The organism is Paenibacillus oralis (assembly GCF_003863965.1).
GTDB classification, from domain to species: Bacteria; Bacillota; Bacilli; order Paenibacillales; family Paenibacillaceae; genus Fontibacillus; species Fontibacillus oralis.
In genome coordinates this window covers 7097269-7122151 of sequence record NZ_RRCN01000001.1, presented here as the reverse complement: position 1 = coordinate 7122151, position 24883 = coordinate 7097269, and the positions used below count along the sequence as shown (strand labels likewise).

Below are 24883 nucleotides of genomic sequence, written 5' to 3'. Positions count from 1 at the left end.
CTGCGTGTCCCCTTTTTATAATGAAATATATGGAAAAATAGTTTGATTCAAGGTATCATCTTTATATTCTTCCATCAACTATGAAAATACCCTTCTGCTAAATATTACAAAAAAGGGGCAATATTAAAATGTTTAAGAGAATCTTTACTCTGTTTATGCTGTGTATCCTATTTACCGGGTGTACTGCAAAAGAAGAGGAGCAAGCCAATGTTACCTTAAAAGTTCTTGCTTGGAATGAAACCATCTTTAATCAGCAATATGGTAATTTTTTTCTGGCGACGCATCCGAATTATACTTTGGAGGTCATTTCAATCATTGAAAATATGGAACCGATGACCAATATTACGCAATCCATTGAGGATCTTCTTGTTAAGGAAAACCCGGACGTCATATCCATTCCTATGGAATCCTATGTGGTGTTAAAAGATAAAGGGAAGCTGTCCTCACTAACAAAACCGCTTCAAGGCGCAAACTTTGACCTAACCGGTTTTTCCCCGGCAATCATCGATTTTTTACGGGATGAACAAGGGGAATTGTACGGGCTGACGCCGGTCTTTACCGGACAAGCGCTTTATTATAATAAAAGTCTTTTTGATCAATACGGGATTGCATACCCTCATGATTTCATGACTTGGGAAGAGATGTTCAAGTTGGCTGGGCAATTTCCTGCGGTTAGCGAAAATCATGAGCCTCAATACGGGCTTTATCATAGAGACTCGGCCAATCCTTTTATGATGGCGTTGAAAATCGGAGAATCCAGCGGTTTGTCTTTTAATAATAGCGAGCATATTACCTTAAACACGGAATCCTGGAATCAAATTTTCGAAAATGTCACGGATTGTTTTAAAGCCAAGGTTTGTTACGACCCTAACCAGGTTCCGAGCAGCGACTCTATGAAAATGAAGGATATTAAAGATATGGAACCTATATCGTATCCTTTTTTACGCGGAAATATAGCCATGGCTTTGGACGAATCAAACTTATATAGAACATTGATGAGTAAAAGCGAACCGACGTCAAAACCGCTGGCATGGGAATGGGGAATGGTGACTCTTCCGGTCAGCGCGGACAACCCTCATATGGGGAATGGCGTTTATATGAACGATATTTTTGCAGTTCCCCTGGAGGCTGAAGAAACTGGAGGGGCATTGGAATTCATTCAATATATTTGCGGTGAAAGTTACGCGAAGTTATTGCCGCAAATCGATATGACCGTCCTGCCGACAAGGCCTAATCTGGACGCGATGGATGAACCGTTGAAAACCTTTTACAAACTTGAACAGGTTAATGTTACGCTCACTAATCAATTACGCAAGTTTCCCGCTTCTTTTTTGCCCAAAATAGACGAAATCTCGCAGAAGCATATGGAAAAAATCATGTCGGATCAGAGTGCGGTTCGGGAATCGCTTCAATCGATGGAAGAGGAGCTTGAACAGGCGCTTAGGCAATCGGACAACTGAGTGATCGGCGCTTGACCGGGGGACAAGTTCGATAGCGTAAAAAAGCGCTAAAAAAATCTAATGGTTGTGAGCGACGCTATTTGGGCAAAAACGAGCGGATACAAAATGTAACGGTCGCCAGCGAGCTTATTTCCTTTTTTTTTTGGCGGTAATGGGGCGGTTTCGCCTAAATAAGCGCGGGTGGCAACCGTTAGCGTAGAAAAAGTTCCGTATAGCTTGATCATTCGAGATTAACACGTTAGTCAAGCACCGATTTTTTTGGTTAAGCCCCATCTCGAACTTAAATTTTTTAAGTAAAAGTGTTGCATTACAAACGGCTTTGTTTATTTTTTTAACCACGAATGGTAAATAAATTAAATATTTATTGAAATAGTAGGAATATATTTTCATTTTTTATGAGTGAACTATAATTAACTTAAAAAGTGCTGATGAACCAAATTCATTTACTCTGGAATTATACGTCCAAACCCAGAATGGGTGCATACCGAATTTTTTCTGCCGCCCTAAAGTTAAACGAGGTAAACTTATGACAAATTTAAATACAGCTCCATCACGAAAGGCTAAGGAGCAGGGGCCGGCGAGTCAATCTCCTGCTTTCCAATTGCTGCAACGGCCCTTTTCTTATCTTCGTTTTTTAATCGGGATGTTTATTTCACGAGTGGGAGATTCGTTATTTACTTTTGCAATTCCATGGATCTGCTACAAATTAACTCAATCCAGCATCGTAATGGGCTCTATGTATGCGGTGAGTGTTCTCCCCATTGTTCTGTTTGGCCCGGTTGTAGGCAGTATGGTTGACCGCTGGGAACGAAAAAAGTTGATGATCCTTACCGATATTTTAGAGCGTTGCTTGTCGCTTTGATTCCGGTCTTACATTTTATGGGTCTACTGCAGATTTGGCATCTGTATGCCATTTCATTTGTACTCACGATACTCTCACTGATGTTTGATGTATCGATTGTAGCAATTATTCCATCTTTGGCTCCAAAGCAGTTGACCCGTGCCAATGCTTCTTACCAGTTCATCAATCAAATTGCGGAGTTGACGGGTCCTTTGCTGGCTGGGGTGCTGATCGTGTCCATTGGCGGGTTTAATGTTCTTTGGCTCGACGCCATTTCATTCTCGGGCACATTTATTGTTCTTATGCTGATGCCAAGCTTTAGTAAGCCCGAGTCATTGACAAGTGTTGCGCAAATTTTTAAAGATATCAAAGACGGGTTTTGGTGGCTGATTCGTTCCAGAATAAATTTATCATTTTCTTTACAAGCGATGATCGGAAATTTTGGGTTCAGTGCAGCATTCGGTGTGCTGATGTTCTATTTGCTCAACACACTTCAGTTGAACACGCAGCAAAGCAGCATGAACTATACGTTGCTAGGATTAGGAGGGATTATCGGCAGTTTATTGGCCGTGCCGTTGGAGAAACGATTTCGCCGGGGGGCGTTAATCCCGGCTCTTCTGGGCATAGGAACATTGGGCTTTGTTTTTGCTTCTATCAGCCAATTCTGGCTGACGCCCGGTATAGCTTTTTTAGCGGTAACCGTGTGTAATGTCGCCTGGAATACGATCGTCACATCAGTCCGTCAAGAAACGATTCCTTCCGAAATGCTTGGCCGCGTGCTGGGATTTTCCCGGGTGCTGACCCGTCTGGCGATGCCTTTAGGTGCAATGATGGGAGCCGCGCTCGCGGAATGGACGGATCCACAAGTGGTATTCGCTGTTGCAGCTGGAGCAAAAGCTCTGGAAGTCGTTATAGCCCTTGTCACACCGATTCGAAAGCTTTAGTTTAAGGAGTTAGGAGGAGCAGTGAATGGATGAAATCGACCTGCAGATTTTGCGAATTTTAAAAGCTAATAGCCGTACTACCAGTTCCGACATCAGCAAAATGATTCATTTGTCCGTTCCTTCCATTGCGGAAAGAATCCGGAAATTGGAGAAAAACGGAGTCATCGATCAATTTACCGTCAAGCTGAACCGGCGGGCGATGGGGCAGCATTGTATCGTGTATATTTTCGTGCAGTTGGACGGTTCGGCGGAAACCCACAAATTTCGCGAAGCCATCGTTCAATCGGAACATGTGCTGGAATGCCATCACACCTCCGGAGAATACGATTATTTGCTAAAAGTGGCGCTTGCGGAAATTTCCGAACTTGAGGGGTTTATCATGCACACTTTAAAAGCTAACCACAATATCGTCAGATCCAACACCGTCTTTATTCTCTCCACATTGAAAGAAGAGTAGGGGGAGTAGGCGGTATGGCTTGGGAATGGTTGTTCAAAGGCGTATTATTGGGTCTTGCGATTGCTGCGCCGCTTGGTCCGATCGGCATCTACTGCATTCAAAAAACCTTGTCGTCGGGATTTAAAAGCGGACTGTTTAGCGGTCTGGGGGCGGCAACGGCAGATGCCGTTTACGGCAGCGTCGCCGGGCTTGGCCTATCCTCCTTCATCAGTTATTTGATGGGGTATAAAGCCCTTTTTCAAGGTTTAGGCGGATTGTTTATTTGTTACCTCGGCATCAAATTTTTTATTAACACTCCACAAGTCCATCTCCAAAAACAACCGGTGCCAAAAAGCACGTTAAACTCCTATACCGTAACCTTTCTTCTCACCTTGTCCAATCCGATGACGATCGTTTCTTTTCTGGGGATTTTCAGTGTTTCCGGTATTGTTTCTTCATCGGCCAGCGGCAAGGGGATTCCTTTATTGATCTGCGGTATTTTCCTGGGATCAGTGCTTTGGTGGCTTTTGCTGGTGAGTGCGGTAAGTTTCTTCCATGCCAAGATTCTAAATGCCCCCAGGTTGTCCATATTCAATAAACTGTCAGGCCTAGTTATGCTAGGGTTTGGTGTCAGCGCGCTCATACAATTAATTGTAGGGTCATAAAAACCTAATGAGCTTGACGAACCGCATCAACAGCGTTATAGTATGTAAATGCTCTAATATTTTAGTTCTAAATTAATTAGTTATTAAATAGTTTTGAACTACCTCTAGAACGAAGGGAGGAGGAATGCATGGTCAAAAAAGAAGAACTGTTTGAAGTGACCTCGATGTTCCGCACCCTGCTCAAATCGATTTCACAGGAGTGGAACAAGCGCGGCAGGGAATACAACCTAAGTTTTCCGCAATACAAAATGCTCTATATTTTGGATATGTCGGGAACGCAAAAAGTGTCGCAGCTCGCAGAATGCCTCGGAATCACGCCGGCGGCCATCACGGGCATTACCGACAAGCTGCTTACGGAAGGTTACGTCAAACGCGAACGCGCGGAAAATGACCGCAGGGTCGTTAATATTTCGATTACTGAACTGGGCAAAGATATCATCCGGCAAGTGAACGAAAACCAAAAGGAGATGATTGACGGGATGTTCAATCAGCTCCGAGAGGAAGATTTGCAGCATTTACGGCGGATATTCGGCCTATTGCTGGCGAGTTTAGAGCAGACCAAAAATTAATGGAGATGAAACAGACAACAATGGAACACCTTTCTTTAAAGCGGAAAATCACGATTATGATCGCCATTATGGCGGCGATGTTCTTCGCCGCGATTAACCAGACGATCGTAAGCACGGCGATGCCGCGGATTATTTCGATTCTTGACGGCATGGATTATTATACCTGGACGATCAATATTTACTTGTTAACCTCAACGATCGCCACCGTTCTGGTCGGCAAGCTGTCCGATATTTACGGGCGGAAGCCTTTTTTGCTGATCGGGATATTATTTTTTATGGCCGGGGCTTTCATGACCGGGACTTCATCCAATGTGTTTCAGTTTATCGCTTACCGGGGGATTCAGGGGATCGGCGCCGGGATTATTCAATCAACGGCCTTTACGGCCGTGGGCGACTTGTTCCCGCCGCGTGAACGCGGCAAATGGATGGGCCTGATGACTGCAGTGTTCGGGTTCTCCAGTGTGCTGGGGCCGACGCTCGGCGGATATTTGGTCGATCATATGGATTGGCACTGGCTGTTCTGGATTTTCCTCCCGCTCGGCATCGTGGCTTTCTTCATGATCCTTACTTTGTTTCCAAAAATGGAACGCGGCAAGTCGCAGGCAATCGACTACCTCGGTTCGCTGTTCATGACGACGACGCTTGTGCCGCTGTTACTCACATTCTCATGGGGGGGCACGGAATATGCCTGGAATTCGGCGCCGATTATCGGCTTGATCGCGGCCACGGTGATTTCCGCCATCATTTTTATATTCGTTGAATCCAAGGTGAAAAATCCGATCTTGCCGCTTCGCTTATTCAAAAACAGCATCGTCACCATCTCAAATATTATCGGCTTCCTGATGAACTTCGGGATGATGGGCGCGTTGGTCTATCTGTCCTTTTTCGTGCAAGGCGTACTTGGCATTTCGCCGACCTATGCCGGTTACGTGACGATGCCGATGTCGATCGTGATGGTCGTATCCAGCGCGATTACCGGGCAGTTGATTGCTAGAAAAGGAAAATACAAATCTTTTGCCTTGCTCGGGGTGCCGATCATGATTGCCGGCATGGCCATTATGATCTTTATGAACAACGTGCCGCTGGCCGTGCTGAGCATGATCGTGTTCGGCTTCGGGCTTGGCCTGGGGATGCCGGTGTTCTCGCTCGCTGCGCAAAACGCGGTGCCGCATCAGGAGCTCGGGGTCGTCACCGCTTCGACCCAGCTGTTCCGTAACCTCGGGGGAACGATCGGGATCGCGGTCATGGGGATGGTGATGTCCAACAACCTGACGAAAAATTTGCAGGCGGAGATGCATTCCGCTTCCGCTCCGGATTTGAGCCAGGTGGATCCGAAAATGTCCGAGCAGATTTTGGCCTTTGCCAATCCGCAGACCTTGATGAACAAGCCGCTGCTGGAGCAGACGCAGGCCGGCCTGCCCGCCGATGTGCAGCCGCTGTTCGCGCAGATGATTCAAGGAATCCGCGATGCGCTCGGAACGACGTTGTCCACGGTGTTTTTGACCGGGACGCTCGTACTCGTGGCAGCTTTTATTCTGGTGTTTTTCCTGAAGGAGCTTCCGCTGCGGTCCACGAACCAGGCACCAAGCCCATCGGCCGCTGCGAGCGGAGGGCCGGAAGGCGCGGTTCAAACCGCCGCCCCCAATCAAGCGTAAATAGTTTTTCATACGGAAGAGGGTCACGTCTTTTAGGCGTGGCTCTTTTTTTATAAAATTTCCGGCACGGTAGAGGGCGATGCGCAGGTAGAGAGGGGAGGAGAAGAGGGGGACCTCGGGGCTAAGGGACACCAGAGCCGTTATTTTCGAAAAAACGGGAGTTTGCAAAATGTAACGGACACAGAAGACCTTATTTACCTCAAATCGTCCTAGATGAACGGGTTTTGAGCGAAATAGGGTCGCTGGTGTCCGTTAGGCTGGGAAATACCCGGGAAATAGGCGGATAAGGTCGCTGGTGTCCCTTAGAGCGGCGTCCAAAGTTTGGGAAGAGCCTCTAATCGCTCCAAAGTAGAAGTCAGAGCCACTAAAGGACGCCGTCAGGCGTTTTTCTTAATTGGATTGACCGATCAGCTGCAAAAGTGCACTCTATCCACCACATATTTCTATTTTAGAGCGATTGAAATGCAAATGTACATTTGATTTAGGGTTATCCGATAAAAAAGGGTGTTCTGACCGGAAATGAACTGCACTTCTGCAGTTGAACCGCCTGCTTCGAGGAATTTCGACGAAAATTGCATGCACATTTGCATTTTGTGAGGTTTCATTCTCCTAGATATTTTTTCTTAATTTTATTTTGTCAAGAAATTGTCTAGTTCTACAGAATTTATGTATACTTGATGTAACATATATCATATACATACCTGAGGAGAATAATATGAACGTTGTCCTAATCGATGATGAGAACCTGGCTTTGAACTACTTGGAGCATCATTTGGAAAGCATGTACGGGATTCATGTCGTTGGCAAGTTTATCAGCCCGGTTGTGGGCAAGGAATTTATTCTTCGAACGGACATCGATGTCGTGTTTTTGGATATTCATTTGCCCGAAATCAGCGGAATTGAACTAGCGGAACAACTGCTGCAGTTTAAGCCTCGGCTCAATATCGTTTTCGTGACGGCTTATGATCATTATGCCATTAAAGCCTTTGAATTGAATGCGCTTGACTATATCATGAAACCGCTGCGAAAAGAACGTCTGACGATCACCCTGGAACGCATCCGGGATCGCCTGGAAAGAGTACCGTCGGCAGCGGACATGGCCAAAGAAGAGCTGCGCGTATGCATGTTCCAGCAGTTGCAAATGACATCGAAGAATCATCCGCATGCACCGATCCGCTGGCGAACGTCCCGGGCTCAGGAATTGTTCCTTTATTTGCTGCAGCATCGCGGCCAGCTTGTGCGAAAGTCGGCCCTGATCGAATTTCTCTGGCCGGAATACGAACCTGGCAAGGCCTTTTCCCAATTATATACGGCGATTTACCATATTCGGAAAACCCTTGAGTCCTTTGGTCCTTATTTTCATATTTCGAATGCAACGGACGGGTACGTGTTGAATCTGGAGCATGTGCGGTTGGACGTGGAGGAATGGGAACGTTTCATCCTTGTGGGGTATCCGGTGGGCGAAGCAACGATCGGCGAATACGAGGAGGTCATGGAGCTGTACCAGGGGGATTACTTGCAGAATTACGAGTACTGGTGGGCGGAAAGCGAACGATTCCGATTAAAAACGCTATGGCTCCGCGCCTCCTTTCAAATGGCCGAGTGGTACGATTCCAGCGGACATCGGGAGAAAGCGATCGAAAAATATCTCGAAATTTGCAATCGGTATCCTTTGGCGGAGGAAGCGCATTTTGCGCTGATGAAAATTTACGGGTCGTTGGACAATCACCTTTCCGTCCATCGTCAGTACCGTTTGCTGACCGCGATTCTGACGGAGGAATTAAACGAGCGGCCAAGTCCATACATAACCGAGTGGTACCAGCAGTGGGCCGACGAAAACCAAAAGGCTCTCCCCGGACAGCTTTAAGCTGGGGGAGAGCCTTTTGGCTTACATCGGAATGCAAAAGCGGACGGTCGTTCCTTGACCGGGGGCGCTTTCGATTTCCAAACGGCGGCCGTACAGCTGCGCGAGGCGCCGGTCGGTGTTGCGGATGCCGACCCCCGTGTCGCGGCGTTCCGGCGGATCAAGGATCTGGCGGACTTGTTCTGCGCTCATGCCAAGGCCGTCATCGCTGACGGATACCTCATATTCGCCGGCCAAACGCTTGATGCGAATAACCAGCTTGCCGCCCCGGGATCGCTTAAGGATGCCGTGATTCACGGCGTTTTCCACCAGCGTTTGGATGGCCAGCGGCGGCAGGAAAAAGTGCAGTTCCGAATCCAGCTCCCACTGTACCTGAAGCCGTTCGCCAAATCGTTCCTTCTCGATAAACAAATACGAGCGGACCAGGGAAAGCTCGCGGTAGACCGGAACCTCCCAATCGCAATTGTGGAAATCGAAGCTCGTCCGCAAATAGTTGCTGAACTCCTCCAGCAGCGCCTGCATTTTTGACAGATCCATAGTTGCCAGCGCGGCGATGGAATTGATCGTATTGTACAGGAAATGCGGTCTAATCTGGGCTTGCAGCCAAGCCGCTTCCATCCGCAGCCGCTCTTCAATTGACAGCTTTAACTGGGTTAATGCCCGGACCCGGGACCGGAGTTCCCAAGAATCCACCGGTTTGGTGACGTAATCGTTGGCGCCCGACTGAAAGCCGGTAAAAATATCCTCCGGACGATTTCGCGCCGTCAGAATCAGGATCGGAAGCTCGGAAATCGAAAACCGCTTGCGAATTGCCTGCGTAAATTCGTATCCCGACATGCCGGGCATCATCACATCCGAGATAATGAGATCGAATCGCGCGTTGTCGAGCAGGGGCAGCGCTTCGTCGGCGCTCACAGCGGTGGTGATCTCATATTGGACAGGACCGAGAATGTCCGCGAGAATTTTCAGGTTTAACCGGTCGTCGTCCACGATGAGCAATCTCGGTTTGCTGCCCGCTTCCGGCGGATGTCCCACAGCTTGGGCCATATGGCCCGCCGCATCCCGTATGCCGGCTTCGTCGGCAAGCGTCGCCGCAGTTTCGGCATAGGAAGGGAAGGCACCATGGGCGAAAATCGGTTGCTCAGCAACTTCGGCTTCTTCCCCGGCAGCGGGGAGCGTAAAGGTGAATTCCGATCCTTGGCCGAGTGTGGACTGCACCGTGATCGTCCCGCCGTGAAGCTCTACCAGCTGCTTGCAGATGCTGAGGCCCAGTCCGAACCCCCCGCCGGCTCTCGCAGCGGTTGTATCTCCCTGTTCATAGGGCAAAAAGATCCGCTGCCGGGTTTCCTCGTCCATGCCGGTCCCCGTATCCCTGATGTGAATATAAGCCGTGCCGTCCACGACTTCCGCATCCAGGGAAATTTTCCCGCGGTCCGTAAACTTAATCGCATTGTGCAGCAAATTGAACAAAACTTGAATGAGCCGGGTTTCGTCCGCTTTTACGGCGGGAAACCCGTCCGGGATATTCACTTCAAGCTCGATCGGTTTGCCGTTTAACATGAATCTGAGCATTTCAAAAATACCGCCGATAACGGATTGGACGCGAACCGGTTTGATTTGCAGCCGGACGGTGTTTTGTTTCAGCCGCCCTATGTCCACCAGATCGTCCAGCAGAAGCGACATGCGCCTGGCGACGGACAACTGAATCTCCAGCTTTTGGCGATGCTCCTTGCTCGTATGGTGAACCGGATCGTCCAAGACGCTTTGCGTGATATTCATAATCCCGTGCAGCGGATTTCGCAGTTCATGCGACGTATTGACGAGAAAGTCGTCTTTTTGCTGGTTGGCGAGCTGCAGCTTGTCGGCCAGCCGCTTCGTTTGCGCCGTCGCCTTGAAAAACCGCCTGAACCAGAAGGCCGCAAAGGCCAGCACAGTGAAGATCAGATCGAACGGATAAAACGTCAATTCAATGGAAAGTTTGGCCGCAACAACGATCCAAACGATATTGTTCCCAAGGATGGCGCAGGCCAGCAGCAGGAAGAAGACATCCTTCTGCTTTCGGGCGGCGGCTTGCAGAATGTACCCTGCGATCGAGACCGACAGCAGCAAAATGGGCGCCAAAAAGATTTTTTTCGACGGTATGACGTATTGCAATGGCGCGATCAGCACGAACAGGGCATAGCCGGAAGCGAAATAGGCGAACCAGCGCACCATTTTCAGCTGGCCGTATTCGGGAAACATGTTTTTGATGAATGGCGGGATGAAGGAAACGACCCCAACGTAAGACAATAACACGATTTTCACGTCGGCTGCATACGGCATGGACGGTAATAATATGAACAGAATCTTGTCGTCAACGCCCAAAACGCTGATCACCGCGCATACGATAACCGCCGAAAAATACAACAGACCTTTATTGGCGGATCCCAAAAAATACAGCATCAAGGCATACAGGCCGTGTACCAGAAAAACGATACTAAGCAAGCCTTGCAGTGCGATGGAAAGCACAGTTCGCTGATTGATCGCCTCCAGCGTACCGAACCGGATCGATTTGGTAATTCCGCCTTCTCCGATATGGTTCGCGGCTTGAATCACGATTTCATAGGTATCGCTGCCTTTAGGGAGGCTTACGGTGTAGGGACGAGGCCCCGGCTTGTACGTTTCGCTGTGTTCGGAAGGGGTTCCCTTGCCGCCGGTGGGTTGGCCGTTGACGTAAACGGCGGAGGCCCGCGTTATTTCGGCGATGCGCAATGCAAGCGTTTGGGAGGCTGGTTTGTCCAGAAAAATTCGCAGCCGGTATGTTCCGTAAGTATAGCTTCCTGGATGATCGTCCGGAAAATATTTATCCCAAGCGGCGGGCACCGGAACAACGACTTTCCCGGGCTTAGCGGACGAGGGGGGCTCCGGGGCCGGCTCCGAATCCGGTGCGGATTTCAGCCGCTGATTCGGATAAAATTCCCACTCCCCGTTCAGGGTGATCGAATGGTCTGGCGGAAGCTCCCATCCCCGCAAATCAAGAATGCCGTTTTCGGCGGCGACCGGCTGCTCGATCGTATGATGAAAGCTAAGCCAGACAAGCCGGATTCCGTTGATCGCGGCTAGAAATAGCAAAATGAGTATAATTTGTTTTTTGTACGTTCTCATAATCTATGAAGATTCGACATTTGCGGCGGAATTCCTTTTGTCCTGATTGATGGCAAGCGTTTAACCGGTGGCGTTATATTGGATAGTTTTTAAATTTATTGCGCATTTCCGTCTGTTTATACAAGCAAAATCGGATGATGTCGGAACGGAAAGAATCTTTGATTTCGACAAACCTCAGGGCGATCCGGTATTTTTGATCGGAATGTTTGACGCAGCTGATAATTTTACCGGTGAACGGAATATGCTTTTGGTAGATACTCGTTTTTAAATAAATGGACCCTTGAACTTCTTCTTCCGGTTCCAACGGATCCGGACAAAGAAACGAAAGACCGCCTCCGCTGATGTCGAGGGTGGTCAAAACAAGCTGCTTATCCTCGCCGGCGGCGTGATCAACCGGTTTCGTCCGCAGCTTTAATTCGATTTCCAGAGCAACGCGGTAAAAATGCCGATTCTGCGCTTTTTTTCGCTCGATTCGCAGGTTTTTCAGGTATGCGAAACCATCGCCATCGCCGATGTTCATTGCGGTCCCTCCTCTGTAGTCTGTGTCAACTGGAAGCAGTAGACTATACTATAGTAGACCATACAAAACTCTACAATTTCTAAAACCGGTCCGGCGCGCGTGAATAGGGACATTTTTTCTGATAAAATATTTTGTGCATTCAAGCACATTTATAATTAAAGGATGTTATGTTTATGAACCATACGAAAGTGGCGGTTATCGGCAGTCTGAATATGGATATCGTCGTGGAGACGCCGCGTCATCCGCAGGTGGGAGAGACGCTGCTTGGCGACCGGGTCCGGTTTATTCCCGGAGGCAAAGGGGCCAACCAAGCGGTTGCGGCGGCGCGTCTCGGGGCGAAAGCCCTGATGATCGGGGCCGTGGGGGACGATGCTTTTGGCCAGGAGCTGCTAAGCGCTCTTGAGCGGGATGGCGTCGATGTAACCGGCGTAAAACGCCTGAGCGGGACGGCGACGGGCATCGCTTCGATTTACGTCAGCGAGGGTGACAACAGCATCGTGGCGGTTCCCGGGGCGAACGGACAGGTTCAGCCGGAGGACATCGACCGCAATGCGGAGAAGCTGGAGCAGGCGGATATCGTGCTGTTGCAACTGGAGACCCCGGTCGAAACTGCGCTCTATGCCGCCCGGAAAGCCAAGGAACTCGGCAAAACGGTGGTGCTGAACCCCGCCCCGGCGCAGCCGCTGCCGGAGGAGCTGTTCCGCTGCGCCGACTTCGTGACGCCAAACCGGACCGAGCTAAGCGGCTATACCGGCATCGCGGCCGATGGAAACACGCTCGGGGCGGCTATGCGGCGCTTGCAGGAGCTGGGCGCCGCCAACGTCGTTACGACGCTGGGGGCCGGCGGGTCGGCTTATTTGGACGAAAACGGCGAGGTGCGCCTCGCTATGGGCCATCCGGTGCCGGTGGTCGATACGACGGGGGCGGGCGATTGCTTTAACGCCGCGCTGGCCGTTTCGATCGCGCAGGGACGGAGCCTGCGGGAAGCGGTCGAATACGCGGCGCTGGCTTCCGCGCTGGCCGTCACGAAGTTTGGCGCCCAGGCGGGGATGCCGACGGAGGAAGAGGTCCGTTTGTTTGCGGCTGAACGGGCCTAAAACGAAACCGGGGCTTGAGCTTGACAAACTATTCGGAGTACGTGGGGCCGGCAAACGGACCGAACCCTGTCCGTTAAAGAATAAAACGCCGGCTTTTTCGGCAAATAAGGGCGCTCCTGTCCCTTAGCAAGCCCAGGATAAGTCCCACCGTTCCCATGGCCGTCTGCGAAAAAAATCTAGCGGTTGTGAGCGACGCTATTTGGGTAAAAACGAGCGGATACAAAATGTAACGGTTGCCAGCGAGCCTATTTCCCGTTTTTTCGGCAATAATGGGGCGGTTTGGCCTAAATAAGCACGATTACAACCGTTAAAAAAGAAACCATGGCTTTTTCGTTCGAATAAGCGCGATGGCAACCGTTAGCGTAGAAAATGTGGAAAGGATGCGAATATCGGATGGATTCTGTGATGGAAAGCCGGATTGTTGTGAAGCGTGTTTATGAAGCGTCTGCTCCTGGGGATGGGTACCGTATTTTAGTGGACAGGCTGTGGCCGCGCGGAGTTTCGAAAGAACAGGCCGCGATTGACGAATGGATGAAAGCTATCGCGCCCAGCCCCGAGCTTCGCAAATGGTTTAATCATCAGCCGGAGCGCTTTGCGGCTTTCAGCGAAAGTTATGTCCGCGAATTGGAGACGGATCCGGAGCGGGCCGTACTTGCGGCCCGCATCCGCGAGATGGCGGAGAAGCAACGTGTGGCGCTCGTTTATGCCGCCAAGGATTCGGTCTGCAATCATGCGGTTGTGCTGCAGCGCTGGTTAACCAGCTAAGCTAGTAGACGATTCTGGAAATAACGTTAGCATGATGGCAAGTGAAGACTTGAGAAAACGGCAAAATCGTCTATCGAAGATCTCGGGTGACAACATAAAGGAAAAAAAGGGCGCTATTTCAGCGATATCCCCCATGTTGCGTGCAATAGAGGAATTTTATGGCGCTATGTTCACGATTTAGTGGCGAAAGACCGCCTTAGCCACAAGACTAATATAGAACAAAGTGATCCATCGCCCCTGTCCGCAGATAAGCCATATTATTTCCGGATCATTCTACTAGTTATTAAGCGAGTGATCGTTATTCGACTTTCTCGATGATTGGCATGACGCTTTGGCCCTCTATCACGAGAAAGATGTCCCCTTCATAAGGAAAGACGATGACTTCCGGATTGGATACGCTGGCGTTAGTCGCCTGATCGCTGATTTGTTTCCATTTTTGGCCGTTGGCCAGCTCGTAAATTTTGCCCTGCTGGAATCCGGTGAACTCGCCTTTCAGGCTGGTTTCGGCATAATTGGGATCTTGTTTGATCGAATCGGCGATATTGTTTTTGTTGGGCAATGAGAAGGGCGCTTCGGTCTGCTTATTGATCGTCTCGTACGGTACTTTGATGTCCACGAAACCTTCCGAATAAGGCGCGACCTCGTAAGGCTGGAACCGGTACACGATGCCTTTGTCATAGAAATAAAAACTATTGTCCATGTCCAAAGTGAACGAATAGGCGCTGTCCGGAAATACGTTTTCCCCTGCGGCCGATTTTTTGGCCAGTTCGTTCGCGAGCGCGATCTCAAGATTGTCCTTCTGATAATCCTTGGTGAGGATATCCTTCAGCTTGATCTGTTTCCCGGTCTGCACGTCAAAATTGTAGGAAACCGAAGCGAGCATCCCGTGTGCTCCGCCCGCGTAGTAGTAATCGCTGTACACGATGGACAGGCGGTTGTTTTTGTTGTATTTCGTGCTGGGCGTGGTTTTGAACGAACCGTTTTTGGACTGCTTTTTGGCGGAGCTGTTGGAAACGGCGGCGTTTACGGCGTGCAGCTTGAGAATTTTATTGATTTGCTGCGTGACGGTTTTACTGGCCCCGGAGATTTGTACGTACTGCTGGCCTTTATAGGACAAAGCCTTGGTCGTAATCGCGGACGCTTTGTTATCCGCCTTGACATACTGGGGCTGCGCGGCCAAAAGGATGAACAACGCCAAAGAACATAGAACAGCCAACGTTTTTTTCATGAAAATTCCCTCTCTCTAGTTGAATAGTTATGTCTCAAATACACTTATCGGTTATATGGCCGTCTTTGTGAAGGACGGTTTTATTGCTTTGGGCTGCACGCCTGTACAAATGCTTTAAAAAGCCGGAAGCTGCTGTCGTCGATCTGATAGTTGAATTCCGGATGCCACTGTACGGCCAAGACGAATCTCTTTTCCGGCATGACGACGGCCTCGATCAGTCCGTCCTCCGCGACCGCAGCGGCCACTAACTGACTGGACAATTTTTTGATCCCCTGATGATGATAGCTGTTGACCTTTAAGGACTCCGCCTTCACGATCTCATACAGCGGGTTTCCTTGTTCAATGTAGACGTTGTGGACGGGGATTGTGTATGGCGGGGTTTGCTTATGTTCGATCCGCACGGCGCTTGTTCGCTGGGTTGGAAGATCCTGGTACAGCGTCCCGCCGAGCAAAGCGTTGAACAATTGCAGGCCGCGGCAAATGCCGAAAGCGGGCTTATCCTGCTCGATCGCGTGGTTAAACAGCAGCTTTTCCATGACGTCCCTTTCCTCGCACCTTGCCCCGCAAACCGGATCGACCGGCTCCCCGTAAATTTGGGGGTTAATATCGTGCCCGCCCGTAAACAAAAACCCGTCAAACGTATCGGCAATACTCAAAATAGCATCCGGGTCCGTCGTTAATGGAAGCATGACCGGAATCCCGCCGGCCGCCTCAATGCCTTTCATATAACCGGGCAGCATCCAGTAGCTTTCTTTCTCCTTGTCGTACAGAGGCAAAACCCCGATTAGCGTTTTTTTCATATAAATGTCCTCCCCACCCCTATAAGGGTCGAATCTATGAATTTAGTAGATATTATACATGATCAGGATTGATTACTCCTTGCAAATAGGCAGGACAAACTTCTTCTGGCGTGGGGAGTGAAGCCGCATAAAAGACATTGGCAACGTCTAGTTCAAATTAAAGATCATTGGCTTTCGTTAATTCAAAGCTCGGGTATCCCATCCTTTGGAAAACCACATCCAACACGAAAATCAGGCTATTATTACTACCATCCGTGTCCCCAAATTCCAAAACAACGTCCGTTCATTATCGATGATTTAAATGAATTATATCAAAGAACTGTGGCTAAAAAATAGAAAGCCCATTCGCTGACAACTACTAGACACTAAATCGTAGTACAATACTACTAGAAAAATTGTTCAACAAAAGAGCTACCCATAATCAATCTATCCCATTACCTGCAAATCTTTGAAATTGAAAAAAACACTGAACGATGCAAAAGGGTATACGAAACGATGGAGCCGCCATGGAAAGCAGAAATGGATCGTTTGGCCGTGGAGTTGCTGAGCGAGGATTGCAAGGTAGCTACTTACAGTCAAACGCTAAATATTACTTACTACGATTCGCTGAACCCCAAATAATGTCCCTCGCGTACGGAAGGGGAAGTTTGGACGCTATTGGAAGAGGCGTATTTAGGCGGCGAAGGATGATTGGAAGTTTGCCAACAAAGCTCTTGGAGAGATGCTAAATACAGGGATGGATCTTGCTGGCGGGCAGCGATCAACGGGTGGTGGATAACGTGTTTATCGTGACTTCGATTAGGGATGAGGATCTCGATTTTTTTAAGCCGGATTTTCACAGGAGATACAATATGGGAGCTATCGGGTTAACTCAAGGTGGAGACCGAAGCGCTTTAATGGAGTGGGTGGATCATATTTTGTCCATAGGAGGGGAAGTGGATTGATTGCTGAAATTCACAATAAAATTTCACATACTGGAAGCAATTTGTCCGATCGGCTGGAAGACCAACTGACCGGGGACTTTTTTGGGGCGATTCGTTATCTGCCTTTTCAACAGGGGCTGAAACATGTACTTGCTGCTGTTCGGTTTGAAGATGATGTACAGGCTCCTGATTCAAGTTGGCGTAAGCTTCTTGATTCCATTCAAGATTTTGACTATACACTCCATTTCTGGCCGCGACATGCAGAGGGGGAAATCGATCTCATCATAGATCATCCCGAAGTAGTGATTGGGATTGAAGTCAAATATTATAGCGGAATTTCGTCGGATGATGAAGATTTGAAGGAGGTTTCTCCTGAAGCGAGCAGACATCAGTTAGCCCGATATGCCAAAATGCTCGAGGACATTCGAAACGGACGCCCGGCCTACCTTGTCTTCTTGGCTCCTTTTGGTGTTTTGTTGCCCGTGGAAGCCGATATAAAGAGTCGGGCGATTATTCCTTTGGGCATCCATTTGGGCTTTTTGGCGTGGCAGAACGTATTGGAGCAAATACAAACGGTCGATACCGCTTCTTGTGACAGGGGACAGCAAATGATCATTCGGGATTTAACAGATTTGTTAAAGAAAAAGGGATTTGAGCGGTTCCGCGGGTTTTTAACCGGAGAAGTTCGACAATTAACTACTCTTGAACAGGTTTATACCTTTAAAGCCAAGGCACATGAATACCAAAATATGATCTGGCCTACAAAAACGGCCATTAAGGAGGAACATTGTGTCTTCAACAAATGAATATGGCGGGAATATTAGTCTTGCGGTAAAAGTGATCCGGGAAACGTACAAAAATGTGAGCCTGCTCTTGGGCGAAATGGACATGGTTGGACGGGAGCAAGGGTTCGTCTCCCTTAACTCCAAATTTTTGCGTTGGAAATCGGACAGTTACGAGGATGGCTGGCTGCTCAGTAACTTTATTAAATTATATCAGTTGGAAGGCGAATCCGCCGGCAACGATCAAGTTCCAGATTTAAAGGATGGGCCGGTATTCGTGGTGGAGATTGATTTGGAGGGAGAAGAGGAGTATCCGCAAATCACTTTGTCGCGTTTTCATTACGACTTGTCCAAATGGGAACGTATGCCCGCCATTTCGGATCACTGGTTGTTTCACGATCCTTACCGTTTAGAAAATCATTTTATCACTGAAGAAAATAAAGGGCTGTGGAAAAGCAAGACAAGAGACAAGTCCGTAAATCGGTATTGGGGCCTTCAGCAGGCAGTTGGAAAGGTAATCCCCCTTGTTGGCGTATGCGACGCAGCATCCATCAAAGGACAAATTTTTGAATCCCTATTAAAGTTGCCGCAATTGTAATAGAAAGGAGGTTTCCATTTGTTTTTATAACTTATTAAATTATTAATAACGAGGTGTGAAATGGAGCTATTATATATCTATTTAAACAACTACAGAGGTGTATTTAAGGAACAGCAGTTTAATTTCAGTAGTGAGCTGCGTTTTAAATATAACAAGGCCTCAAGGGAATTACGGGTTGAGAGGAATGATCAGTATCTCCCTCAATTCTTTCAAATCGGTAATGAACGCGATCCTGAGCATGGTAAAATCGTGAACGTTACGGGTATAATCGGTAAAAATGGAGCTGGCAAAACAACCATTCTGGAATACATAAAGGAGAACTTTGTAGATGAAGTAGAAAGGCGTTTAGACAAAGCAATCATCATCATGCGAAATGAGAAAGGGAGAGGGATAATTTTTGTTCATTCCGACCTAAGGATTGAAAAAGGTAACTTTTATAACTTCGATTTTGAAGAACCCTATTATTATGATGAATATGCAGATAAAATGCTGCAGTTGTTTACTTCTATCATAAGCGACACAACTGTTGTGTTCTATTCGAACATCTTCGACGCCAGACAAGAATTTGAATGGGATGGAATGCGCAATATTTCCACGAATTACTTAGTGAAACAATATAAAAGTGGCATAAAAGAAAAGGATCAAGATTTTTCGATTAGCGAAACTGAATTGTATCGATTGGAGGAAATCCGAAAACAACTTCATTTTATTTATAGCACTCGAAATGAATTGCAAGATTTACCTTTCAAACTACCAGATCATGTGATTGTAACTATGCGGTCCACTCGATTCGATATTCAGGCTGTAGATTCGAAAAATAAAAGGAAAAAAGACAATTCTAATTTTAATTACATCATAAGACATTTAGTGAATTCGCATCCAGAACAAAATTGGACCGATAAAGTAAAAAAACACTTTTGGGTCTCACTTTTAGATACATTCTTTCAGGAACTTCAAGAAATGAACTTAGAGTTAGTGTTAGATGAAACTGTGTTAAACTATGCATTTAACGAAGAGGATAGTCTTTATAAAAAACTAACACTTGTTCTCCAGACCATGATACAGGGTATTAAAAATAATAAGTACAGTTACGATTCACTTTGGCATTGGTTTGATTGCATCAAGCAATTACTTGATTTTTTCGAAGTACATATAACTAAAGATACTGTCAGCCCTGTAGATTACTCGTTTGTTATTCCGCTTAATGGATCAGAAAATGAATCCGAATCTCCTTTAAAAAAACTACTAGATTTACATGCGGAAGTGGCACGCTTTACCCCTTTCCTCGATTTTAACTGGGGGGATTTAAGCTCTGGGGAAAAAGCATTTTTAAGTTGCTACGCAAGATTTTATGCCTTAGCTGACAATCAACAGATCGCTAGCAATATGCATCTAGAGAGAAATGTGCTAATTCTTATTGATGAAGGCGAATTGTATCTACACCCGGAATGGCAAAAGAGTTTTTTATACAATTTGATTCGATATTTACCGTCCATCTATACCAATAGGAATATACAAATCATACTTACTTCCAATTCGCCTATCATTGCTTCAGATTTGCCTAAGGCTAACCTTATTTTTATAGATAAAGGAGAAAGCGGATGCCGGGTCATTGATGGGCTGCAGGAAACCAAACAAACCTTTGCCGCTAATATTCATACATTATTTGCCGATGCCTTTTTTATAAGGACCGGGCTTATTGGTGAATTTGCGAATCAAGTTTTGTTATCGCTTATCAACACCATAAACGAAACCCCGTCCCCGGAATTGATTGAACGACGGGTTGAGCTTGAATCTCTAATTGGGCAAATCGGGGAACCTATACTGCGAACGAAAATCTCTAGTATGCTGAAAAATAAAATTCAAGATTACGTGGACAATACTCAAGTCAACAGGCAACTTGTTGAAATGATCAGAAAGATGCAAATCGAGATTGAAGAGTTGAAAAGAGGGAGAGGCAATGATTTTAATTAATGCGGATAATCAAGTCAAAATGGCTGAAGTTGAGAGGGAACATCTAAAATATTTTAAAACAAAGATTATTCGCAAGTTAAGCTTCAAAATTGGAATCAAGCACGGTCGAAACAAACCCTTTTATACATATCTTCGAGATTATATTGACGATATTCTAATCGGTAAACCACAGAGATTAGATCAAATAGCTAAGGAAATTAAAGGTTCGTATGGAGTCGCGTTCGAAGATAAATCCTCGAGAAAAACCGTACTATACAGGGAATTACTTCAAATATTTAATTATAATACTTTTGTTACTAGCTATCCGCCGGCAAAATGGGGAGCCTACCAACTTGTTTCCAAGTTGAATGTAAAGGTTTGTCCCTATTGCAATCGCCAATATACGTTTATGGTAATCAGCGACGACCCGGCCTACAAAGGGAAAACGCGAGCTCGGCTTGATCATTTCTATGATAAAGCGACGTATCCCTATCTTGCTACATCCTTATACAATCTGATTCCCTGTTGCAGTATTTGCAACTCCGATCTCAAAGGAACCGAAGATTTTACAATAGACACGCATTTAAATCCATACGTAGATGAGTTCGGTCAATATTTCAAATTCGGAATCGATATGGTTGACAAAAGTAAATTAGAACCAGGTGTTACCTCTCGGATTGATTATTTGTTTGGGAAAGGCGAAGAATTTGAAATCGTCATACGGGACAAATGCACGGATCCTGTGTTGAGGCAGAAAGTAGAAAATAACCTTCAGGTATTTAAAATCAAGGAGTTATATAATCACCACAAAGATCATGTGCTCGATTTGATTAGAAAAAAGGTCGTCTACACTGAATCACAAATTGATGAGTTGTACAGTCTGTACAGCGGTCGGCTCTTTTCCAGCCGTGAAGATGTGATCCAAATGATTACATCGAACTACGTTGGACATGAAAATCTGGATAAAAAGGTGTTAGCCAAAATTACACAGGACATTTGCGAAGAGTTGGAACTGTATATTTTGTAATTTTTAACTTAGGAATGGTGTTTAAATGAAAAGTTACATGGCACTTCAAACCATCTGCATCATAGTGATCATTTTAACGGTTTGTATCATTGTCACCGGATGCTCCGGCTCGAGGGAGACGAAGGAAAAGCGGGTGAAAAAAGAGCTGGCCCAAATAGCTCAAATTTACGTCATGGAAAAATACGGGATGAACGACGCGAAAGTGGTGGAAGTGAAGCTGTCCTATGCTGGGCTAAACGGGCCGATTCCCGTTTTTAAGCGTGAAGTTCCCAAAAGCGGAGCGGTTACTTTGGAGTCTAATGGTACCTCTTTTCGAGTGTTGGCCGGACCCACATGGAATCGGTACAGCGATGAGTTTAAAAATGTACTTTCGGATAATTATCAAACCGAACGGATCAAAGCCGATATTAAAGAGCAGCTGATTGACAAATTTAAAGTAACTGATGAGTATTACGTCCAAAAGTACAGCATCTCCAGCGAACTTGACCACGGAGGTATCGATTATTTTACGCTGGAGCAAAAATATGACGGCGATTTGGAGACTTTTTTGAAGGGCGGCAATTTCGGCTTGGAACTGGAGGTTTTCTTCAAAGGCGGCAAGGCGAATCAGGATCAACCCCGAAAGCGATATGGAACCGTTGAAAGTGAAAGAAAACCATTTTGAATATGTTGATGTCGGAGAGGGGATTAGCCTGGCCTCTATGTTGCAAAATGTGGAGTTTCAAACTTCCGAAGATGTCGTTTTTTCCGTTCGTCCGCTGACGGAAGACGATCCCTTTGCCGGGGCCGACTATGGTGCTTTGGCTCCAGACAGAGAAGAGCAATATGACTACAAGCTGCTGAGCAGTAATGTTTACCGCGTGAATTACCCCAAGCAAGAATACAATGGCCTTGAAGTAGACTGGGATGATCCGATTGCCGTAAAAATAAACCGAAGCCAAGTGCCCGAATCGGCCGATCAACTTTTTCTGGTTTACAATGTTATATCCGATGAAAACCCCGGGAAATTAATCATCGACTTAGATGATCCGTACTTCCTTACTAGCGGTGATTCTTTGATTGCCCCTGCGGAGACGGACAGCGATTTTATGATCGTTTACCGGACACAGAAAATCAGTATAAGGTAGGTGGCGTTTCGTGAAGATATACCTAAAGAAAGGCGCAGACCATGAAATTGCGAATCATAATTTTTATGCCGCTTATGACGGATTTAAACAAATGGGCTTTGAATTATGCTATTTTCAGGATGTAAATGAATTGTCCGATCATCAAAAAGAAGATATTGTTGTTAGTTATGTCGCTGACGTTAGATCGATGCTTCGCAAATATGATATTGCCGTGCCTGAGATCGATTATCCTGAAGAATTGGCAGCGTATCTGGGAAGGAAAGTATGGAAATCAAAACTGAGTGTGGTCGCCAATAATCCCGAGAATTGGAACGTGTTTATTAAGCCGGTTGAGGATAAGAAGTTTACAGGCGTTGTGGTTCGAAGTACGAAAGAACTTATGGGAATCGGGACGTACGGTGAAGATCCTGAAATCTTATGTTCCGAAGTGGTCAAATTCGCAGCGGAGTGGAGATGCTTCGTGAGGTATGGACAGATCTTGGATGTTCGCAGGTACAGAGGAGACTGGAGACTGCATTTTGATCATCAAATCGTTCAAAACATAGTTGCACAATTCAAGTCTGCTCCAAAAGGCTACGCGGTAGATATCGGCTTGACGGATAAAGGGGAAACTTTATTAATCGAAGTTAATGATGGGTATGCACTTGGGCATTATGGTTTATTTTCTATAGACTATGCGAAGTTATTGTCTGCAAGATGGGCCGAATTAACGAATACAGATGATGAATGTAATTTCTAGAAAGAATGGAAAAGGTGAATTCTTTTCTCTCCCGTACAGGCACGGTTGGGCCTCTGCCCACATACAATGAAATGACCCAAAATGAAGCAGGTTTATTTTCATTGCCATGTGATTCAGCAGGAGGTGTCATCTATGCCAGGATTGTTTACCGCCATAGCACTGTTCATCAAACAGTTGACGCTGCTCGTCTCTTATGTGAAAAACAACGCGTTTCCCCAGCCGCTCACGGAGGAGGAAGAAACGAAGCATCTTCAGCGGATGGCTGAAGGGGACGCGGTCTCCCGCAACATTTTGATTGAGCATAATTTACGGCTCGTGGCGCATATCGTGAAGAAGTTCGACAACACCGGCGAGGATCTGGAGGATTTGATCTCGATCGGCACGATCGGGCTGATCAAAGCGATCGAAAGCTTCCGTCTGGGAAAAGGCACAAAATTGGCAACGTTTGCGGCACGGTGTATCGAAAACGAGATTCTCATGCATTTGAGATCGCTGAAAAAAACGCGCAAGGACGTATCTTTGCATGATCCGATCGGGACGGATAAGGAAGGCAATGAAATTACCCTGATCGATATTTTGGGGACGGAAGCGGATGACGTGGTGGATCGGGTACAGCTCAAAATGGAAAAGAGCAAAATATACCGGAACCTCGATATATTGGACGCGCGGGAGCAGGAAGTGATCAAAGGGCGGTTCGGGCTGGAACATGGGGGAGAAGAACGGACCCAGCGCGAAATCGCTAAGGAACTGGGGATCAGCCGGAGTTATGTATCGCGGATTGAGAAAAGAGCGCTCATGAAGCTTTATCATGAGTTTTATAAGCAGAAGAAGTGAGGGCCACTATAGAATAACACCGCCCCAACTAAAGCCGGTTACCAGGTTCATCCTGAGTAACCGGTTTTACTATTTTAAAGGGTGGATTTCGGAACGGTTTTGTCACTCCTGATCGAGCCAAAACAACAATTACTTAAATCGATTGGCTGGCGGTAAGTTTCTTGGAAAACAAGAATATTAGTTTCTGTTTAAACGTAGAAAATGTGACAAATTTAAGTAGTTTCTATAAAAGAGAGTTATTTCCAAAAATTAATTACAAAATATGATACTAAGGTTAGTGATTATCTAATTAATCCTATTTCAAAACTTTCAACCATCAGTCCTAATTATTGCTCGAAATTTTTATGGCAGGCATATTATTATGGAGAGGGAATAGATATAACTGACCTGAATTTCGACGACACCTATAATACCTATATTTTACCGATTCAGTTTACTAATAGTTCATCATTCGTGCATTATTTAACCTTTGAAGTCGAATATTTCTAAATAATTAACGCTGCTTTAATGCTGAAATGGAACATAGATCATAAGATCTATATAAAAAATATTCAAGAAAAGGAAAACATACAGTACAATGACTAGGAAGAAAAAAGTTCTGATTATTATTGCTGCAATTGTTATTTTGGCTGTATCGATTTTCTTTATCCGTGACAATTTGAAACTCAGAGCATTGGAAGGAAGTCTGGAAGATTACCTGATTAATGAAAAAGGCTATGCGAAGTCTGATATTATTAGCATTAAAGCTCGGCATAGCAAAATGCCCGAATACCCTGTTTATGTAAGATTCAAGAATGAACCGGATGTTGTCTATCTTTTTACGGATTTAGGTAAGTCGGAATGGAAACAACTCGATAAACTTAAAGGTAAATAAAGTAGTAATACATTGTAGGAAAATATGAATGTGCATCT

Annotated in this window: 22 protein-coding genes and 1 pseudogene; 19 read left to right on the top strand and 4 right to left on the bottom strand. The window is 46.4% G+C overall.

Annotation, left to right across the window (positions count from 1 at the left end; genetic code table 11):
- The first annotated feature begins 128 nt into the window (after positions 1 to 128).
- The 7 genes and pseudogenes from EHV15_RS31695 (at position 129) to EHV15_RS31665 (ending at position 8437) form a co-directional block, all read left to right on the top strand.
- Positions 129 to 1460 (top strand): ABC transporter substrate-binding protein, encoded by a 1332-nt coding sequence (locus tag EHV15_RS31695; RefSeq protein ID WP_128634768.1) that lies wholly within the window; start codon positions 129 to 131, stop codon positions 1458 to 1460.
- 526 nt (positions 1461 to 1986) lie between these two features.
- Positions 1987 to 3245: pseudogene (locus EHV15_RS31690) on the top strand (MFS transporter).
- A gap of 25 nt (positions 3246 to 3270) precedes the next feature.
- Positions 3271 to 3702, top strand: coding sequence for an Lrp/AsnC family transcriptional regulator (locus EHV15_RS31685; RefSeq protein ID WP_128634767.1), 432 nt, complete (start codon positions 3271 to 3273; stop codon positions 3700 to 3702).
- Between the two features lie 14 nt (positions 3703 to 3716).
- On the top strand, positions 3717 to 4346 hold the full coding sequence (locus EHV15_RS31680; protein WP_128634766.1) for a LysE family translocator: 630 nt from the start codon (positions 3717 to 3719) through the stop codon (positions 4344 to 4346).
- A gap of 128 nt (positions 4347 to 4474) precedes the next feature.
- On the top strand, positions 4475 to 4915 hold the full coding sequence (locus EHV15_RS31675) for a MarR family winged helix-turn-helix transcriptional regulator (protein ID WP_128634765.1): 441 nt from the start codon (positions 4475 to 4477) through the stop codon (positions 4913 to 4915).
- 20 nt (positions 4916 to 4935) lie between these two features.
- On the top strand, positions 4936 to 6570 hold the full coding sequence (locus EHV15_RS31670) for an MDR family MFS transporter (protein ID WP_128635646.1): 1635 nt from the start codon (positions 4936 to 4938) through the stop codon (positions 6568 to 6570).
- Positions 6571 to 7285: 715 nt separating this feature from the next.
- Positions 7286 to 8437, top strand: coding sequence for a response regulator (locus EHV15_RS31665; protein WP_128634764.1), 1152 nt, complete (start codon positions 7286 to 7288; stop codon positions 8435 to 8437).
- Positions 8438 to 8458: 21 nt separating this feature from the next.
- Here the strand turns inward: EHV15_RS31665 and EHV15_RS31660 are convergent, their stop codons facing one another.
- Both EHV15_RS31660 and EHV15_RS31655 read right to left on the bottom strand, forming a co-directional pair.
- Complete coding sequence (locus EHV15_RS31660) at positions 8459 to 11578, bottom strand: hybrid sensor histidine kinase/response regulator (RefSeq protein WP_128634763.1); 3120 nt, start codon at positions 11576 to 11578, stop codon at positions 8459 to 8461.
- Positions 11579 to 11651: 73 nt separating this feature from the next.
- Positions 11652 to 12098 (bottom strand): flagellar brake protein, encoded by a 447-nt coding sequence (locus EHV15_RS31655; RefSeq protein ID WP_128634762.1) that lies wholly within the window; start codon positions 12096 to 12098, stop codon positions 11652 to 11654.
- Between the two features lie 173 nt (positions 12099 to 12271).
- Between EHV15_RS31655 and rbsK the strand changes: the two genes are divergently transcribed.
- Positions 12272 to 13195: a ribokinase gene (rbsK, locus tag EHV15_RS31650; protein WP_128634761.1), complete on the top strand. Its 924-nt coding sequence runs from the start codon at positions 12272 to 12274 to the stop codon at positions 13193 to 13195.
- Positions 13196 to 13588: 393 nt separating this feature from the next.
- Positions 13589 to 13960, top strand: coding sequence for a DUF488 domain-containing protein (locus EHV15_RS31645; protein ID WP_128634760.1), 372 nt, complete (start codon positions 13589 to 13591; stop codon positions 13958 to 13960).
- 298 nt (positions 13961 to 14258) lie between these two features.
- Here the strand turns inward: EHV15_RS31645 and EHV15_RS31640 are convergent, their stop codons facing one another.
- Together EHV15_RS31640 and EHV15_RS31635 are read right to left on the bottom strand one after the other, a co-directional pair.
- Positions 14259 to 15188: a DUF3298 and DUF4163 domain-containing protein gene (locus EHV15_RS31640; protein WP_128634759.1), complete on the bottom strand. Its 930-nt coding sequence runs from the start codon at positions 15186 to 15188 to the stop codon at positions 14259 to 14261.
- A gap of 80 nt (positions 15189 to 15268) precedes the next feature.
- Positions 15269 to 15988 (bottom strand): gamma-glutamyl-gamma-aminobutyrate hydrolase family protein, encoded by a 720-nt coding sequence (locus tag EHV15_RS31635; protein WP_128634758.1) that lies wholly within the window; start codon positions 15986 to 15988, stop codon positions 15269 to 15271.
- 495 nt (positions 15989 to 16483) lie between these two features.
- Here EHV15_RS31635 and EHV15_RS37965 point away from each other — a divergent pair, with 495 nt between their 5' ends.
- From EHV15_RS37965 to EHV15_RS31590, 10 genes are all read left to right on the top strand, one after another.
- A complete protein-coding gene (locus tag EHV15_RS37965) occupies positions 16484 to 16609 on the top strand; it encodes a hypothetical protein (RefSeq protein WP_281281696.1) in 126 nt (41 codons plus the stop codon).
- 319 nt (positions 16610 to 16928) lie between these two features.
- Positions 16929 to 17717, top strand: coding sequence for an NERD domain-containing protein (locus tag EHV15_RS36735; RefSeq protein WP_178076004.1), 789 nt, complete (start codon positions 16929 to 16931; stop codon positions 17715 to 17717).
- Positions 17701 to 18291, top strand: coding sequence for a hypothetical protein (locus EHV15_RS31625; protein WP_128634757.1), 591 nt, complete (start codon positions 17701 to 17703; stop codon positions 18289 to 18291). Before EHV15_RS36735 ends, EHV15_RS31625 begins: the two co-directional genes overlap by 17 nt.
- A 60-nt stretch (positions 18292 to 18351) precedes the next feature.
- Positions 18352 to 20265, top strand: a complete 1914-nt coding sequence (locus tag EHV15_RS31620; protein ID WP_128634756.1) for an AAA family ATPase — start codon at positions 18352 to 18354, stop codon at positions 20263 to 20265.
- A complete protein-coding gene (locus EHV15_RS31615) occupies positions 20252 to 21271 on the top strand; it encodes a hypothetical protein (protein WP_128634755.1) in 1020 nt (339 codons plus the stop codon). The genes EHV15_RS31620 and EHV15_RS31615 overlap by 14 nt, the downstream gene beginning before the upstream one ends.
- Positions 21272 to 21296: 25 nt before the next feature.
- Positions 21297 to 21935 carry a hypothetical protein gene (locus tag EHV15_RS31610; RefSeq protein WP_128634754.1) on the top strand — a complete coding sequence of 213 codons (639 nt, stop codon included), beginning with the start codon at positions 21297 to 21299 and terminating at the stop codon, positions 21933 to 21935.
- Positions 21916 to 22398, top strand: coding sequence for a hypothetical protein (locus EHV15_RS31605; protein ID WP_128634753.1), 483 nt, complete (start codon positions 21916 to 21918; stop codon positions 22396 to 22398). Before EHV15_RS31610 ends, EHV15_RS31605 begins: the two co-directional genes overlap by 20 nt.
- A 10-nt stretch (positions 22399 to 22408) precedes the next feature.
- Entirely contained in the window at positions 22409 to 23137 is a 729-nt protein-coding gene (locus EHV15_RS31600) for an ATP-grasp domain-containing protein (RefSeq protein ID WP_128634752.1), read from the top strand.
- Positions 23138 to 23269: 132 nt separating this feature from the next.
- The gene (gene sigK, locus EHV15_RS31595; protein ID WP_124332545.1) at positions 23270 to 23971 is read left to right on the top strand and encodes an RNA polymerase sporulation sigma factor SigK; all 702 of its coding nucleotides are present in this window, start codon (positions 23270 to 23272) and stop codon (positions 23969 to 23971) included.
- Between the two features lie 577 nt (positions 23972 to 24548).
- Positions 24549 to 24845, top strand: a complete 297-nt coding sequence (locus EHV15_RS31590) for a DUF3139 domain-containing protein (protein WP_128634751.1) — start codon at positions 24549 to 24551, stop codon at positions 24843 to 24845.
- Positions 24846 to 24883 lie beyond the last annotated feature (38 nt).